This is a genomic window from Nonomuraea sediminis (assembly GCF_018531495.1).
GTDB classification, from domain to species: domain Bacteria; phylum Actinomycetota; class Actinomycetes; order Streptosporangiales; family Streptosporangiaceae; genus Nonomuraea; species Nonomuraea sediminis.
Window position 1 is genome coordinate 60,291 of record NZ_JAHDTI010000018.1, and the last position, 13,138, is coordinate 73,428.

13 protein-coding genes are annotated in these 13,138 nt (G+C 70.4%); 5 read left to right on the forward strand and 8 right to left on the reverse strand.

The annotated features are described in order from the left end of the window. Nucleotides 1-11: 11 nt before the first annotated feature. From KIK09_RS49560 to KIK09_RS49570, 3 genes are all read right to left on the reverse strand, one after another. A complete protein-coding gene (locus KIK09_RS49560; protein ID WP_214326563.1) occupies nucleotides 12-752 on the reverse strand; it encodes a LytR/AlgR family response regulator transcription factor in 741 nt (246 codons plus the stop codon). Between the two features lie 66 nt (nucleotides 753-818). Continuing rightward, the gene (locus KIK09_RS49565) at nucleotides 819-1,958 is read right to left on the reverse strand and encodes a sensor histidine kinase (RefSeq protein ID WP_214326564.1); all 1,140 of its coding nucleotides are present in this window, start codon (nucleotides 1,956-1,958) and stop codon (nucleotides 819-821) included. 44 nt (nucleotides 1,959-2,002) lie between these two features. Beyond that, a complete protein-coding gene (locus KIK09_RS49570) occupies nucleotides 2,003-2,599 on the reverse strand; it encodes a molybdopterin-dependent oxidoreductase (RefSeq protein ID WP_308164767.1) in 597 nt (198 codons plus the stop codon). A gap of 240 nt (nucleotides 2,600-2,839) precedes the next feature. On the opposite strand from KIK09_RS49570, the gene aroF reads away from it, so the two are divergent. Both aroF and KIK09_RS49580 read left to right on the forward strand, forming a co-directional pair. Beyond that, a complete protein-coding gene (gene aroF / locus KIK09_RS49575) occupies nucleotides 2,840-3,871 on the forward strand; it encodes a 3-deoxy-7-phosphoheptulonate synthase (protein ID WP_214326566.1) in 1,032 nt (343 codons plus the stop codon). Nucleotides 3,872-3,989: 118 nt separating this feature from the next. Continuing rightward, on the forward strand, nucleotides 3,990-4,280 hold the full coding sequence (locus tag KIK09_RS49580; RefSeq protein ID WP_214326567.1) for a YiaA/YiaB family inner membrane protein: 291 nt from the start codon (nucleotides 3,990-3,992) through the stop codon (nucleotides 4,278-4,280). A 420-nt stretch (nucleotides 4,281-4,700) separates the two neighbouring features. Here the strand turns inward: KIK09_RS49580 and KIK09_RS49585 are convergent, their stop codons facing one another. From KIK09_RS49585 to macS, 4 genes are all read right to left on the reverse strand, one after another. Continuing rightward, nucleotides 4,701-5,759, reverse strand: a complete 1,059-nt coding sequence (locus KIK09_RS49585; RefSeq protein WP_214326568.1) for an alpha/beta hydrolase — start codon at nucleotides 5,757-5,759, stop codon at nucleotides 4,701-4,703. Between the two features lie 37 nt (nucleotides 5,760-5,796). Further along, on the reverse strand, nucleotides 5,797-6,981 hold the full coding sequence (gene thiI, locus KIK09_RS49590) for a tRNA uracil 4-sulfurtransferase ThiI (protein ID WP_214326569.1): 1,185 nt from the start codon (nucleotides 6,979-6,981) through the stop codon (nucleotides 5,797-5,799). Between the two features lie 41 nt (nucleotides 6,982-7,022). Further along, nucleotides 7,023-7,655, reverse strand: coding sequence for a response regulator (locus tag KIK09_RS49595; protein WP_250575064.1), 633 nt, complete (start codon nucleotides 7,653-7,655; stop codon nucleotides 7,023-7,025). A gap of 240 nt (nucleotides 7,656-7,895) precedes the next feature. Then, on the reverse strand, nucleotides 7,896-8,993 hold the full coding sequence (gene macS, locus KIK09_RS49600; RefSeq protein WP_214326570.1) for a MacS family sensor histidine kinase: 1,098 nt from the start codon (nucleotides 8,991-8,993) through the stop codon (nucleotides 7,896-7,898). Between the two features lie 116 nt (nucleotides 8,994-9,109). On the opposite strand from macS, the gene KIK09_RS49605 reads away from it, so the two are divergent. Together KIK09_RS49605 and KIK09_RS49610 are read left to right on the forward strand one after the other, a co-directional pair. Then, a complete protein-coding gene (locus KIK09_RS49605; RefSeq protein WP_214326571.1) occupies nucleotides 9,110-9,991 on the forward strand; it encodes an MHYT domain-containing protein in 882 nt (293 codons plus the stop codon). A 55-nt stretch (nucleotides 9,992-10,046) separates the two neighbouring features. Further along, nucleotides 10,047-10,187: a hypothetical protein gene (locus KIK09_RS49610; protein ID WP_214326572.1), complete on the forward strand. Its 141-nt coding sequence runs from the start codon at nucleotides 10,047-10,049 to the stop codon at nucleotides 10,185-10,187. Between the two features lie 130 nt (nucleotides 10,188-10,317). Here the strand turns inward: KIK09_RS49610 and KIK09_RS49615 are convergent, their stop codons facing one another. Further along, on the reverse strand, nucleotides 10,318-11,343 hold the full coding sequence (locus KIK09_RS49615; RefSeq protein WP_214326573.1) for a 6-phosphofructokinase: 1,026 nt from the start codon (nucleotides 11,341-11,343) through the stop codon (nucleotides 10,318-10,320). Between the two features lie 86 nt (nucleotides 11,344-11,429). Between KIK09_RS49615 and KIK09_RS49620 the strand changes: the two genes are divergently transcribed. Beyond that, nucleotides 11,430-12,875 (forward strand): FGGY family carbohydrate kinase, encoded by a 1,446-nt coding sequence (locus KIK09_RS49620; RefSeq protein WP_214326574.1) that lies wholly within the window; start codon nucleotides 11,430-11,432, stop codon nucleotides 12,873-12,875. Nucleotides 12,876-13,138: the final 263 nt, after the last annotated feature.

The window sequence follows — 13,138 nt, forward strand, 5'->3', positions numbered from 1 at the left end:
GGGGGAGGATGTCAAGAGATCATCCCGCGGTGCTGGCGGACCAGCTGCTCGCGCACCTGGCGGGTGTGGCGGCGGCTGACGGGCAGCGTCTCGGTGCCGACGGTCAGCAGCACTCTGCCGCCCTCGAAGCGCAGCTCGCTGACGTGCCGGGCGGAGACCAGGGTGCTGCGGTGCACCCTGATGAACCCGGCGGGCGCCCAGCGCCGTTCGAGCGCGGCCAGCGACATGCGGACCAGGTAGCTGCCGTCGACGGTGTGCAGGCGGACGTAGTCGCCCTTGGCCACGGCGAACCAGACGGCCTGCTGCGGCACGAACCGGGTGCGTCCGCCCAGCTCCACCGGGATGACGTCGTCGGGCCCCTGCTCGGCGGCGGGCGCGGCGGCGGCCTCCAGCCTGCGCACCGACTCGGCCAGCCGGTCGGCCCTGACGGGTTTGAGCAGGTAGTCGACCGCCTCCAGCTCGAAGGCCTGCACGGCGCAGTCGTCGTGCGCGGTGACGAACACCAGCTTGGGCGGGCTGGGGAAGCCGCCGATCAGCCGGGCCAGGTCGAGCCCGTCGAGCCCGGGCATCCTGACGTCCAGGAACACCCCGTCGAGCCGGTCGCCCGCGCCGAGCATGTGGACCAGGTCCTGCAGCGCGGAGACCGCGTCGCCGGCGGTGATGACGTGCTCCACCCTGGGGTCCTGGCGCAGCAGGTAGGCGAGCTCCTCGAGCGCCGGCACCTCATCGTCGACCGCCAGAACACGAAGCATGACGTCAACGCTGCCGCAAGAACGCCCTGCTCACAAGCGACACGCCAACTTAGTGTAAAGAATTGACTACAAAGAGCTAAGATTCGTCTTGGGCACGCGCAGCCGGACCCTGGTCCCCGCGCCCGGCGCGCTCTCCACGACCAGGCCGTATCCCTCGCCGTAGATCTGGCGCATCCGCACGTCCACGTTGGCAAGCCCGATGCCGTTGCCACTCTGCCTGGGGTCGTCGTCGAGCACGCGCCTGGCGTGCTCGAGGTCCATGCCGGTGCCGTCGTCCTCGACCGTGATGTGGGCCTCGGGCCCGGCGTCCTTGGCCACCACCCGCACCTCGCCACGCCCGGCCCGGCCGCCCATGCCGTGCTTGATGGCGTTCTCCACCAGCGGCTGCAGGCACAGGAACGGCACGGGCACGGCGAGCACCTCGGGCGCCACCTGCACGGTGAAGCGCAGCTTGTCGCCGAAGCGGGCCCGCTCGAGCAGCAGGTAGCGGTCGACGCAGGACAGCTCGTCGGCCAGCGTGGTGAAGTCGTGGGCGCGGCGCAGCGCGTAGCGGGCGAAGTCGGCGAAGTCCAGCAGCAGCTCGCGGGCCCGCTCCGGGTCGGTGCGGACGAACGAGGCGATCGTGGTGAGCGCGTTGTAGACGAAGTGCGGCGAGATCTGCGCCCGCAGCGCGCGCATCTCCGCCTTCATGGCCCGCTGCCGCGAGGAGTCCAGGTCGGCCAGCTCCAGCTGGCCGGACACCCACCCGGCGACCTCGGTGACCGTGCGCACCAGCGCGGCGCTCAGTTCGTCGTCGTAGGCGGCCAGCGTGCCGATCACCTGCCCGTCGACGGTCAGCGGCGCCACCACCGCGCCCTGGGGCTCGCCGGCGAACACCTGCGCCCGGCCCGAGGCCAGGGTGGTGCGCGCGTAGGTGAGCACCTCGTCGGTGCACGGCCCGTCCCAGGCCAGCGCCGCGTCGGTGGAGGTGATCGCGAGGGCGTCGGTGCCGAGCAGCCGGCGCAGGTGGCGCACGGCCTTCCTGGCGGAGTCACGGGTCAGCCCTGCCCGCAGGGAGGGGGCCGCCAGCGCGGCGGTGTGCAGCGTGGTGAAGGTAGCGTCGTCCTTCAGGCCTCCTTCGGGGAGCGCGGGGCGCCGCCGCCTGCCGACGGCGAACCCGAGGAGGAAGGCCGCCAGGACGAGTACCACGCACGCGGTGGTCGGCATGCGGGCAACCGTAGCCAATAACACCCCGTGTTCGGGTGGAAACGCTATGGAGGGCCTTCGCCCGGCTCCTCCTGATAGGAGTAGCGCTGCTCGAGCCAGGGATCGGCGATGTTGTGGTAGCCGCGTTCCTCCCAGAAGCCGCGCCGGTCCTCGACGAGGTACTCGATGGCGCGCACCCATTTGACGCTCTTCCACGCGTACAGGTGCGGCACGACGATGCGCAGCGGGAATCCCCTGTCGGCGCTGATGGGCTTGTCGTCCAGGTCGGTGGCGAACAGCGTGCCCGGCGCGGTGAGGTCTGACATGCGCAGGTTGGCGCTGTAGCCGTATTCGGCCCAGATCATCACGTGGCTCACGCCGGGATCCGGCGGCGCGGCCTCCAGGATGGCCGCCGGCCGCACGCCGCCCCACTCGTTGCCCATGAGTGAGAACTTCGTCACGCAGTGGAAGTCGGCGATGACGTTGGTGCGGGGCAGCCGCTCGAAGTCGGGCCAGGTGAAGCGATACTGCTCACCGGAGGCGGTGGCGCCGAACACGCGGAAGTCCCAGGTTTCCGGTCTGAACGCAGGAACCCTGCCGTAGTGGATCACGGGTCGGCCGCGCGGGACGTACTGCCCCGGAGGCAGGCGCGACTCCTCCACGATCACTCCCCTCGCCGGTCTCGTGGTCCGGTGCCATCCTGCCATCGGTGCCCGCTCGGCTCGCGGGCGGGTTCGGTGCGCTACTATTGCGCACTATGCACAGCGCATTCCTGTTTTGGTATGGCGACGGACCCGGTTCCGCTCGCCATGTGAGGCTGCGCTAGCACACAGGCGAACAGAAGGCCCCGGGTCCGACAGGACCCGGGGCCTTCTGTCTTTTCCCGACAGAGAGAGGTCAACATGGTGATCGTGATGGGCCGGGAGGCCACGCAGGACGACGTCGATTCCATCGTGTCGGTAGTCCAGGCGGCCGGCGTCGAGGCGTTCGTCAGCAGAGGCGTCCAGCGCACGATCGTCGGGCTGGTGGGCGACGTCACCCAGCTCGACGCGACCGGCCTGCGCGGCATGCAGGGCGTCAGGGACGTCATGCGCGTCTCGACCCCCTACAAGCTGGTCAGCAGGGAGAACCACCCGGACCGCTCGGTGGTGCGCGTCGGCGGCGTGCCGATCGGCCCGGACACGGTGACGCTGATCGCCGGGCCGTGCGCGGTGGAGACGCCCGAGCAGACGCTCGACGCCGCCAGGATGGCCCAGGAGGCCGGCGCGACCCTGCTGCGCGGCGGCGCCTACAAGCCCCGCACCTCGCCGTACGCTTTCCAGGGGCTGGGCGAGGCGGGCCTGCGCATCCTGGCCGACGTGCGCGCGGAGACCGGGTTGCCCATCGTCACCGAGGTCGTGGACGCCCACGACGTCGACCTCGTCGCCTCCTACGCCGACATGCTCCAGGTCGGCACGCGCAACGCGCAGAACTTCGCGCTGCTGCAGGCCGTCGGCGCGGCGGGCAAGCCGGTGATGCTCAAGCGCGGCATGAACGCCACGATCGAGGAATGGCTCATGGCGGCCGAGTACATCGCCCAGCGCGGCAACCTGGACATCGTGCTGTGCGAGCGCGGCATCAGGACCTTCGAGACGGCCACCCGCAACACGCTGGACGTCTCGGCGGTGCCGACCGCGCAGCGCCTGTCGCACCTGCCGGTGATCATCGACCCGTCGCACTCAGGCGGGCGTCGCGACCTGGTGCTCCCGCTGACCCGCGCGGCGATCGCGGTGGGCGCCGACGGCGTGATCATCGACGTGCATCCGCAGCCCGAGCTCGCCCTGTGTGACGGGCCGCAGGCGCTGGTGCGCGAGGACCTCGGGGCGCTGGCGCAGGTCCTGCGCGACCTGCCGCCGCTGCTGGGCAAGACGGCTGCCTCCGCGGTGTCCGTCTGACGTGGGTTATCGATTTCGTCCGGCGGGCGATGCCGCGCCCCTCGCCCGCCGTACTCACGAGTAACTTAAGTACTCCACCCCATGCGCCGATATTTCGCCCGGCGCGACGATTAGCGGCATGAGTAAGCCCCTTCGCCCCACCCACACGACCGCGTACTACGTCCAGGCGATCCTGTCGTTCGCCGTCTCGGTCGGGGCCGTCACGATCGCCCTGGCCTACCTGCCGGCCGACACCTGGGTCCGCGCCTTCCTCGCGCTGGGCGTCCTCTACGTGGTCACCTCGACCTTCACCCTCGCCAAGGTCGTCCGCGACCGCCAGGAACTGTCCGAGGTCACCAACCGCGTCGATCAGGCCCGCCTCGACAAACTCCTCACCGAGCACGATCCCTTCCGCGTCGAGTCTTCTTGATCCCTTCTCTTGTACGGCGAGCCGTCCTTCCGCCAGTCACCGCACTTCGGCTGGGCTCCGTCCAGGGAGACGCTCCTCCGGCGACGCGTGGCGGGCCACCGCTACGACGCCCGAAACCCACCTGTGCGGCCCCCCACCCACGGCGGGCTCGCGCGCAACGGGTAACCCTGGGCTCTCCGCGCCGGGGTCGGCGAGGGAGGTGTGCGGCGGTTGTCCGGCGCCCGGTACGGCGGGCCAGAGGGACCGTGGTGCCCGCATCACGAAGCGCCGTGGCGGTGGGCGACCGTCACCGACTCGCCGGAAGCGCCGGTCGCGGGCCCTCAGCCGAAGTGCGACGGGCGGCCGGTTGCGGGGGCCTGCCGTACAACAGAACGAGGCCCGCCATTCGACACAACAGAATGGGGCCGCCGTACAACAGGACTATGCGCGCAGATGCGCGGTGAGCCAGGAGACCGCCTGGGGGAGCATGGCGTTCCAGACGCCGTAGTTGTGGCCGCCGGCGGCGAGGATGCTGGAGAAGACCTGTGTCGGGGACTTGGCGACCGCGCGCAGGCGTGAGACGTCCATGGCTGTGGCGGCGTCCTGGCGGGTGGCCATGGCCAGCAGGGCGACCCGGGGATGGCGGTGGTCGAGGACCTTGAGCATGTCGTTGGCCGCCAGCAGGCTGGGCGAGCGGGTGACCGCGGGCGCCGTGGGCGTGAGGTAGCCCGACAGGCTGACCGCGGCGGAGAAGTCCTTCGGGTGCTGCACCGCGACCTTGACCGCGCAGTAGCCGCCCTCCGAGTAGCCCATGGTGGCCCAGCCGCGGCGGTCGTGCGTGGTGCGGAAGGACGACTCGACCATGCGCCGCACGTCGGTGGCCACCCAGGTCTGCACGCGCGGCCCGCCGGGCAGGTCGGTGCAGTCGGCGTCCATCCCGCTGCGGACCTGCGTGGTGACCGACACGAGGATCGCCGGGCGGACCTGCTGGGCCATCAGCTTGGTGATGTGCATCATCGTGAACCAGTTGTGCGCGGGCCCGGGGAAGCCCGGCAGCAGCTCCACGACCGGGAAGCGCCTGGTGGGGTCGGCCTTGTACTGCGGCGGCACCCACACGTACACCTGCGCCTTGATCCCGCTGGCGGGCCCCGAGACCGTGGCCACCCGCACGCCGTCGTTGCCGTAGGGGACGAACTTGACGTTGCCGGTGGCCGCCGAGGGCGGCGGATCGCCCACGTGCTGCTGCGGCGGCGGCGCGGCCTCGGCGCTGTTCTCGTCGAGGAACTCGCCGAGCGTGGCGTAGAACTCGTACTGCCTGTTGACGCTGATGCCGACCGCTGCCAGCGCCGTGACCTGGCACAGCACGATCAGCAGCAGCCGCTGCAGCACCTGCGCGACGGCCGGCCCCCGCAGCCGCTTCCACACCACCACGCTGAGTACGGTCACCAGCACCGCAAGCGTGATCACCCCGATCAACGCCGGGAGCCCCAAGAGGTCCACGGTCGACAGGCTAGTGACCCCCCTGGTTAGCGCCAGGTTAGAGCGTGTACTCCTGGATGGAGTCGGCCAGTTGGACGGCCAGTTCCTCGGCGTCGAGCCGCTTCTCGATCTGCTTGAGGTCCTCGATCTTGGCGCGGGTCTCGGCGCGCTTGGGGGCCAGCAGCGTGCAGCAGTCCTCGTCGGGCAGCTCGGAGATCTCCAGCGTGCCGATGCGGCGGGCCTCGGCCATGATCTCCGTCTTGTCCCAGCCGACCAGCGGCCGCAGGATCGGCATGTCGACGGCGTGGTCCTGGGCGGTGATGTTGGCCAGGGTCTGCGACGACACCTGGCCGAGCGCGTCGCCGGTGATCAGGGCGTGCGCCTTGATGCGGTGGGCGACCTCCTCGGCGGTCTTGAGCATGAGCCGCCGCTGCGCGATCACGGCCAGCCGGTCCTGCCCCGAGGTGCGGATCGACTGCTGCGCCTTGCCGAACGGCACCACCCACAGCCGCGACTGCCCCTGGAACCGGTCGAGCTTGCGGACCAGCGCGTAGGCCTTGTAGATGGATTCCGAGGTGGTGAACGGGATGCCGGAGAAGTGCAGGAAGTCCACGTGCAGCCCGCGGCGCATCATCCGGTAGGCGGCCACCGGGGAGTCGATGCCGCCCGACATGAGCACCAGGGCCCGCCCGCTGCTGCCGACCGGGAGCCCGCCCTGGCCGGGCAGCCCGTCGGTGAACATGAACACCTCGTCGCGGTCGACCTCGATGTGCAGGGTGAGGCCCGGGTTCTTCAGGTCGACGGGCAGGTGGTACTCGTCGTTGATGGCGCCGCCCACCAGGCGGTCGAGCTCGTTGGAGCGCAGCGGGAAGCGCTTGTCGCGGCGGCGGGACCTGACGGCGAACGTGGCGGGATGGCGGTCGCGGAAGAGCTCCAGCCCCGCCTTGAGCACGGTGTCGGGATCCTTGGGAACCTGCCACGCGCTGTGGATCCACACCAGCCCTGGCACGTCGGCGACGCGCTGCGCCACCGCGTCGGCCCGGTCGGCGGTGCTGCCCTGGGGGAGGAAGATCGCGATCACGCCGTGCCGCTTGCGCACGTCGACGGTGAAGTCGAACTGCTTGAGCGCCCCACGGATGTTGCCGATCAGGCGCCGTTCGAACAGCTCGCGGTTCTTGCCTTTCAGGACGATCTCGCCCAGCTTGAGCAGAACGCATGGCTCGCCCAGGGCGGACATCGTCATGGTGGAACCTCCGGTAGTCATCGGCTTTCGACCTACCGAGTTTAGTCCTCGTCCAGCCCCTGCTCGATCGCGTATCTGACGAGCTCGACGCGGTTGTGGAGCTGGAGTTTGCCCAGAGTGTTCTGCACGTGGTTCTGCACGGTCCGGTGCGACAGGACCAGCCGGTCGGCGATCTGGCGGTAGGACAGACCCTTGGCGACCAGGCGCAGCACCTCGGTCTCACGCTCGGTCAGCCGCGGCCCGTCCTCGGGCTGGGCCCTGGCCGCCAGCCTGCGGTACTCCCCCAGCACCAGGCCCGCCAGGCCGGGCGTGAACACCGCGTCGCCGTCGGCGGTCCGCTGGACGGCTTCCAGGAACTCCTCCCGGCTCGCCGACTTCACCAGATATCCCGACGCGCCCGCTTTCACGGCCTCCAGCACGTCGTCGTGCTCGGCGCTGGCCGACAACACCAGGACCCGTGGCCCCTCCCCGAGCCCCCTGGCGACCTCCGCCCCGGACATGTCGGGCAGCTGCAGATCGAGCACCACCACATCGGGCCGCACGGCCCGCGCCACCTGGATCGCCTGCCGCCCCTCCCCCACGGTGGCCACCACCTCGTAGCCCGCCTCGACGAGATCCCGCGCCACGGCGTCCCGCCACATCGGATGATCATCCACCACCATCACCCGCACCATGCCCCCAACCCTACGCACATACGATCCGTCCTCCTCCCGTACGGCAAAGCCACCCACCGCACTCCGGCCGAGCCCTGTCCAGGGAGACGCTCCTCCAGCGACGCGGGGTTGCCCGCCGCTACGACGCACGGGACCGGCTTCCCACCCCACCGGTGACCCGCCGTCGATATGCGCCTCCACCGAGCTGACCGTGATCCTGGGCTCGAGTTCCAGGTCGACGACCCGGTAGCGGCCCGGGGATCACGTTGCCGGGAGGGTGATCTCCACCTCCGTGCCGTCCGGGGAGGACGTGATCGAGACGTGCCCGCCCAGGGATTCGACGCGGCCGACGATGGACTGGGCGATGCCGAGGCGGCCCTCGGTCCTGGCCTGGTCCAGGCGGCCGTCGGGGATGCCGGGGCCCTCGTCGCGAACGGTGACCGTGATCGTGCCGTCGGCCGACTCGGCGAAGACCCACGCGCGGGCCGCGGGGCCGCAGTGGAGGCGGACGTTGTCCAGCGCGGCGCCGACGGCCGCGGCGACGTCCGTGGCCGCGGCCAGGACCATCGGCGTGGCCGGGGTCGAGACGGTCACGGTGGCCGTGCCGTACCTCATCAGGAGCGGCCGCAGGTCGCCCGAGGTGGTGCTCGAGGCGAGGGGCCGCAGTGCGATGAGCTCGCGCAGCGCCACCTCCTGCTCGCCGGCCAGCCGCCCGAGCTCGGCCGCCTCGCCGCCGATCTCCTGGCCGCGGCGCTGCACCAGCGCCAGCACCTGCAGGACCGAGTCATGGATGCCGCGGGCCAGGCGTTCACGCTCGCGCTGGGCGGCCTCGAGTTCGGTCGCCTGCTGCATGCGTTCCTCGGCCCGTTTGGCCAGCCGGGCGACGTGGCCGACCACGACCCCGGCCATGAACAGCAGCACCGCGGCGTTGAGCAGCACGGGCGCGTCGTGGGACCGCACGCGTAACCACAGGTCCGCGGCGGCCACGGCGCCCGCGCAGACGGCTCCCGCGCGCCGCCCGCCGTACACGGCCCAGGCCAGGACGGGACCCGCCACCCAGATCGCGGGCACCGGCATGGTCCCGACCTCCTTCCCCAAGGAGCCCTGGACGTACGGCGAGGCCAGCAGGCACCCCAGCGTCACCGCCAGGTCGAGCGCCAGCAGCGGCCACCGGCGCAGCGCCTGGATCGAGTAGGCGAACGTGGCGGCCGCGGTCCACAAAGCCATGACACCGATGACCAGCCAGCCCGTGTACGGCTGGGCGTACCCGGAGTGCTGGGCCATCAGGACCCCCGCGTACACCAGCGACGCGACACGGAACACGGCGATGGCCCGCCAGAACGGCCCCTCGATGCTCATGAATCTTTCTCGCATTTCGGACAAGCTGGTTGACAGATAGTGGAGATATCCATGCGAATTGGTCAGCGCTCCTGCCACAATCCGGTGACCCCCAAAATGCAAGGATTTCCGGACATATGAATCATTTCACCCACGGCCTGCTCACGCCGGTCCTCGCCTACGTGATGTCGTGCATGGGTTCGATGCTCGGTTTACGGCTCACCGCTCAGGCCCACGCCTCGCGGGGAGCCTCCCGGATGCGCTGGCTGCTCGGCGCGGCCATCTCCATCGGAGGCACCGGGATCTGGGTCATGCACTTCATCGCCATGATGGGTTTCGAGGTGGAGGGCACCCAGATCAAGTACGACGTGCCGCTCACCGTGGCCTCCGCGGTGGTGGCGATCGTCGTGGTCGGCACCGGCCTGTTCCTCGTCTCCTACGGCAAGGGCCGCGTCCTGGCCCTGCTCGGCGGTGGCCTGCTCACGGGCCTTGGCGTCGCCAGCATGCACTACCTGGGCATGTACGCGATGAACATGTCCGCCCACGTCGCCTACGACCGCGTGATCGTGGCCGCCTCCGTCGTCATCGCCGTGGTCGCCGCGACCGTGGCGCTCTGGTTCACCCTGCGGGTCAAGAAGCCCATCTGGATCACCGGCGCGGCCCTGCTGATGGGCGTGGCCGTCTCCGGCATGCACTACACGGGCATGTTCGCGATGCGCGTCAGCCTGGACGCCGAGCCGCAGCCCGTCGGGGGCGCCGACGCCCTGGACTTCCTGGTCCCGCTGATGACCGTGATCAGCCTCATCACGCTCACCATGCTCCTGATGGTCATCCTGTCGCCCTCGGAGGAAGAGCTGCACGAGGACGCCGAGCTGCTCGCCCGCCTCGAGCTGCGCAGGCGCACGGGGCAACAGCAGCTCACCTACCCCGCGCCGGCCGCGAGGCCGCAACCGCAGCCGCAACAGCAACAGCAACAGCAACCGCCACGACAGCCGCAAATGGCCCGCCGCAGAAGATAGTTGCGCTTTCGAACATCCGCCGCACATACTCCCTCAGCTCCGATGGCAAGGGAGTATGGCGCCGATCGATCACTTCTCGCACGGGCTCCTGACGCCCTGCTCGGCCTCGGAGAAGGTACTGCGCGCCGAGGCGCGCTACGGCACGCACGACGAGGGCGCGCCGGAAGTCGATCTCTTCGGCACGCCCCGCGGTTGAGCTATAGGTGCAGGTACGGCTCGCGCCACGTAGTGGGCCGCCGACTCGCCGCGGCGCGAGCCGTACCACCGATGCGGGTTGCCCCCGCTGCGTCAGAAGGTACGGCCGGCCGCTTGCAACCCGCTTACAGCTAGCCGAAGAAGACCTCCGCCTCGGCGTAGCGCTCGACGGGGACGGTCTTGAGCTCGGCGGTGGCCTCGTCCAGGCCGACCCTGACGATGTCCGTGCCGCGCAGCGCGACCATCTTGCCGTAGTCGCCCTCGTGGGCGGCGTCGATGGCCTGCAGGCCGAAGCGCGTGGCGAGCACCCGGTCGTAGGCCGTCGGGGTGCCGCCCCGCTGGATGTGGCCGAGCACGGTGGTGCGGGCCTCCTTGCCAGTGCGCTTCTCGATCTCCTTGGCCAGCACCTCGCCGATGCCGCCCAGCCGCACGTGACCGAACGCGTCCAGCTCGCCGGCCTGCAGCTCCATCTGGCCCTCGATCGGGTGGGCACCCTCGGCGACCACCAGGATCGGCGAGTAGCGGGTGCGGAAGCGCGACTCGACGTACTCGCAGACACGGTCGATGTCGAACGGCTTCTCCGGGATGAGGATGACGTTCGCGCCGCCAGCCATGCCCGCGTGCAGCGCGATCCAGCCCGCGTGGCGGCCCATCACCTCGCAGATCAGCGCCCGGTGGTGCGACTCGGCGGTGGTGTGCAGGCGGTCGATGGCCTCCATCGCGATGTTGACCGCGGTGTCGAAGCCGAAGGTGTAGTCGGTGCCCGACAGGTCGTTGTCGATCGTCTTGGGCACGCCCACGACGTTGACGCCGCGGTCGAACAGCTGCGTGGCGACGCCCAGGGTGTCCTCGCCGCCGATCGCGATGAGCGCGTCGACGCCGGTCGCGGCCAGGTTCTCCTTGATGCGGTCGACACCGCCCTCGATCTTGATCGGGTTCGTCCGCGAGGAGCCAAGGATGGTGCCGCCGCGTGGCAGGATGCCGCGCACGGACTGGATGTCGAGCTGCATCGTGTCGCCCTCGAGCGGCCCGCGCCACCCGTCGCGGAACCCGACGAACTCGTGCCCGTAGACGCTCACCCCCTTCCGCACCACAGCCCTGATGACAGCGTTGAGACCGGGGCAGTCGCCGCCTCCGGTGAGCACTCCTATACGCATGGCGGGTTCCTCCCGATGGGGTTCACGACCAGAATCGCATTGTGCCCGCCCTCGCGGGCAGTGGTCTAGACCATAGGGGAGAATGCGTGGGCGTGTTGGCGATCGACGCAGGAACAACTGGGGTCACAGCCCTGATCGTTACCGAGGACGGCCGGGTCGAATCCAGGGGATACCAGGAGTTCGCCCAGCACTTTCCCCGTCCGGGCCAGGTCGAGCACAACCCTGAGGACATCTGGCAGGCCACACTCTCAGCATGCGGCACGGCGCTGCGCGGCGCGTCCTCGCCACCCTCCTGCGTGGGGATCACCAACCAGCGCGAGACGGCCGTGCTGTGGGACCGGCGCACGCTGGCCGCGCCGTACCGGGCGATCGTCTGGCAGGATCGCCGCACGGCGGGCATCTGCGAGCGGCTGCTTCCCTTCGAGGAGCGGGTCTCGGAGCTGACCGGGCTCCGCCTCGACCCCTACTTCACGGGGACCAAGCTCACGTGGCTGGCGGAGAACGCGCCGTCGGTATGGTCCGACGTTTTGTCCGGAAATATCGCCATCGGGACGGTGGATTCTTATCTGATCGCGCGGCTCACCGCGGGCGCGCGCCACGTCACCGACCCGTCCAACGCCTCCCGCACCCTGCTGTACGGCCTGGCCTCGCACACCTGGGACCCGTGGTTGTGCGACCTGTTCGGCGTGCCCATGGACGCGCTGCCGGAGATCGTGCCCAACTACGGCCCCATCGGGACCACCGACCCGTCGGCCTTCCTCGGGCTGTCGGTGCCGATCAGCGGCGTCGCGGGAGACCAGCAGGCCGCCCTGTTCGGGCAGACGTGCTTCGGCGTGGGCGACGTCAAGTGCACCTACGGCACTGGCTCGTTCATCCTCGTCAACACCGGCGGCGAGATCGTCCGCTCGGACGCCGGGCTGCTGACCACCGTCGCCTGGCAGACGCCCTCGGGCGAGGTCACCTACGCCCTGGAGGGCTCCATCTTCGTCACCGGCGCCGCCGTCCAGTGGCTGCGCGACGGCCTCGGCCTCATCGGCACCGCCCCCGAGTCGGAGGCCATCGCCCGTACGGTGCCCGACAGCGGCGGTGTGGTCTTCGTCCCCGCCCTCACGGGCCTCGGCGCGCCCCACTGGGACCCGCAGGCGCGCGGCCTCATCACCGGCATCACCCGCGGCACCACCCGCGCCCACCTCGTCCGGGCCACCCTGGAGGCCATCGCCTTCGAGGTGCGCGACGTGGTCGAGGCGACGCCGCCCATCTCGGTCCTCAAGGCCGACGGCGGCGCCAGCGCCAACAACCTGCTCATGCAACTCCAGGCGGACCAACTCGGCGTCCCCGTCGAACGCCCCGTCATCCAGGAAACCACCGCCCTCGGCGCCGCCTTCCTCGCGGGCCTGGGATCAGGCGTCTGGTCAACCCAGGACGAACTCCGCAAAACCTGGCACCTGGACCACCGCTTCACCCCGGGCCCCCGAGACGACACCACCTACACCCACTGGCGCCACGCCATCACCCTGACCACCACCCACTGACCCACCCCGGCACGGCCCGCCCGACCCACCCAAGCGCCCGCCACGCCCGTACACACCCAGCGCCAGTCGACACTGCGCCAGTACGTCACGCACGGCTACCGTCCCGGCCTCCGACGCGCCTGCGCCCTCACGGCACACGCCACCAGTGACCCGACGCCCGCCAGCACTACGCCGGTACGGCACGTATGGTCCCGCCACCCCCACGCCCTCTCGGCACACCGACAAGGTCCGGGCGCCCGTAGAGCCTGCGCCGGTACGGCGGG

What these genes read in the sequence shown, in the direction of transcription:
- KIK09_RS49615 (WP_214326573.1), bottom strand. Translation starts at nt 11,343, where the DNA reads ATGCGTATAGGAGTGCTCACCGGAGGCGGCGACTGCCCCGGTCTCAAC.
- KIK09_RS49605 (WP_214326571.1), top strand. Translation starts at nt 9,110, where the DNA reads ATGAATCATTTCACCCACGGCCTGCTCACGCCGGTCCTCGCCTACGTG.
- KIK09_RS49595 (WP_250575064.1), bottom strand. Translation starts at nt 7,655, where the DNA reads ATGGTGCGGGTGATGGTGGTGGATGATCATCCGATGTGGCGGGACGCC.
- KIK09_RS49560 (WP_214326563.1), bottom strand. Translation starts at nt 752, where the DNA reads ATGCTTCGTGTTCTGGCGGTCGACGATGAGGTGCCGGCGCTCGAGGAG.
- KIK09_RS49565 (WP_214326564.1), bottom strand. Translation starts at nt 1,958, where the DNA reads ATGCCGACCACCGCGTGCGTGGTACTCGTCCTGGCGGCCTTCCTCCTC.
- KIK09_RS49610 (WP_214326572.1), top strand. Translation starts at nt 10,047, where the DNA reads ATGGCGCCGATCGATCACTTCTCGCACGGGCTCCTGACGCCCTGCTCG.
- KIK09_RS49580 (WP_214326567.1), top strand. Translation starts at nt 3,990, where the DNA reads ATGAGTAAGCCCCTTCGCCCCACCCACACGACCGCGTACTACGTCCAG.
- macS (WP_214326570.1), bottom strand. Translation starts at nt 8,993, where the DNA reads ATGAGCATCGAGGGGCCGTTCTGGCGGGCCATCGCCGTGTTCCGTGTC.
- thiI (WP_214326569.1), bottom strand. Translation starts at nt 6,981, where the DNA reads ATGACGATGTCCGCCCTGGGCGAGCCATGCGTTCTGCTCAAGCTGGGC.
- aroF (WP_214326566.1), top strand. Translation starts at nt 2,840, where the DNA reads ATGGTGATCGTGATGGGCCGGGAGGCCACGCAGGACGACGTCGATTCC.